Here is a 1,901-nt window from a genome sequence, read left to right as displayed (position 1 = left end):
AACGACTCGGCGTCCTAACCGATTGATTCGCAATAGCTTGTTGTGTCGAAGCTCACGCAGTTGCCCCCAAAGTTAGCCCCACTCACCTGAAGCCATGCACGCGCCTGGCTCGGTGCGGAGTTCTTCTGCAACCTGCTAGGCGGGGAGCCGAGATCGACCGCGCACGGTGTAGAAACCGAGCGCCGCGAGCACCGCGACCAAGAGCAGGATTTCGACCGGGCCGAGTGAGTCGAGTGGGTGCAAGGGCTGGGTGCTGAGCCTGAATAGCTCGAAGGTGTTGCGCTGGCCGGTGCCGTTGTAGACCCAGTCGGTCGAGCCTCCGCTCGTACCCGAGTCGATCAAGTCGTACGCATGATGCGCCAGCTGCCAGCGCTCGCAGTAAATGGGAGAGCCGCCCCACGGCAGGTCGTTGACCGCCACGCTCAGGGAAAAGCTGCAGGCCCCGGGAACCGGGCCACAGGAAGTGGTCGGCCACGGGTCCGACGTACTGTTCGTGTAGTCGGCCAACATCACGTTGACCTGGCTTCCGTCATTGGACACGCCGGGCAGCACCGTGTAGTTCGTGCCGAACTCGTCCAGAAGGGGATCTAGGGGGTGCGGGTTGGAGCCGGTCGACGCCAGCAGGTTGGGCGTCACCCCAACCATGTCCTTCGCGTAGACGGCGAACGCGGCACCTGGATCCCTCGGCTCACCGCTATTGAAGAACGCCTGCCGGTTTGCTGAGAAGAAGTGAGTCATCACCACATTGTGACTGTCGCCACTGTAGGGATTGATGTTCGCGGGATGCATCAGAGCGAAGTAGTGCAGAGAAGCCGCCACATAGCCACCGTTCGGCACGACGTCTTCGAAGTGACCGATCGTACGATTCCACTCGCTGACGTAGACCGGAATGGCCGAGGGGTCGTAGCCCGCTCCGGTCAGCCGATCCTCGAGGCCCGTCGTCTGACTCCAGATGCGAAAATGATGAAGGATCGGAGCCGTGAAGTAGTCATGGCTGGCGACCGCGTCGATCGGGTCCATCGGACTGCCGGGCGTATTGACGTCGTGAAAGGTCGTGAGCAGATCTTGTCCCCACACCGAGGCCGGCAAGAAGAGCACGAGGCGGATGTGGTCGAGTTCCGGATGGCCGCTGTTGTGAACCGCGTTCCAGGCGGCCATGTAGAGATCGTGATAGTCCTGCACCGTGCCGTTCCAGAAGCTGAGGGTTGCCGGCTCGTTCCAGATCTCGATTTCGCGGATATCGAACATGTAGCCGCTGCCGTTCGCGCCCTGGGTGTATCGCAGCAGGACCTGAAGAACGAACTGTCCGTAGGTGTCGAAGCGATCGGGCCCGGTGCCGTTGGCCGGAGGTGTGCTGAAGTCGAACGACGGCGGATTGCAGGCGTGGGCGCTGTACCCGATGCGGGGGTAGAGCCGGGTCACGCCGGTCGCGAAGACCGACTCGGCGAATTCGTCGGAGTTGGTCCAGTCATAGTTGGCTGCGACTCCCGGATCGTGGACCGCCGGATCGAAGGCGCTGGAATCTGTCGCCGGGTCGGGGATCCAGAAATCATCGATATCGAAGGGCCCGGATCCGTGCGCTCTCGCCTGCGGGATCGCCAGATCGATGAACGTTTCAGAAATATCGTGTTGGTTGTTGTTGCCGCAGGGCGGCTGCCACGTGTCGCTACGAAGAAGGGGGGCTCCGTTCATTCCGTGAATGGCCGGAATGATCCCGACAGCCTGTCCGGCCTCAACGACGACCGTCTCTTGTGACGACTGTGCGAATGCGGGTGATTGGAGGCTCAGGCTCAAGGTGAGCACCACGCAAACCGGAAAAAATCCCAGTCTCATTTTCATCTGCATCGGAGTCGCCCGCCTTCGTTGCGCATAGGAGAAACAAGCCCCCTTTTCGCCAAACG

The 1,901-nt window shown here is 61.4% G+C and carries 1 protein-coding gene; it reads right to left on the bottom strand.

The features are described from left to right. Positions 1-135: 135 nt before the first annotated feature. Positions 136-1,839, bottom strand: a complete 1,704-nt coding sequence (locus tag OSA81_13750) for a hypothetical protein (GenBank protein ID MDE0900066.1) — start codon at positions 1,837-1,839, stop codon at positions 136-138. Positions 1,840-1,901: the final 62 nt, after the last annotated feature.

The organism is Longimicrobiales bacterium, from assembly GCA_028823235.1.
GTDB lineage: Bacteria > Gemmatimonadota > Gemmatimonadetes > Longimicrobiales > Gaopeijiaceae > UBA2589.
The sequence above is the reverse complement of the archived record's forward strand: the minus strand, read 5'-3'. Positions and strand labels throughout refer to the sequence as shown.

Excerpts from the sequence above, each read along its gene's own strand:
- OSA81_13750 (MDE0900066.1), bottom strand. The coding sequence starts at position 1,839 with ATGAAAATGAGACTGGGATTTTTTCCGGTTTGCGTGGTGCTCACCTTG.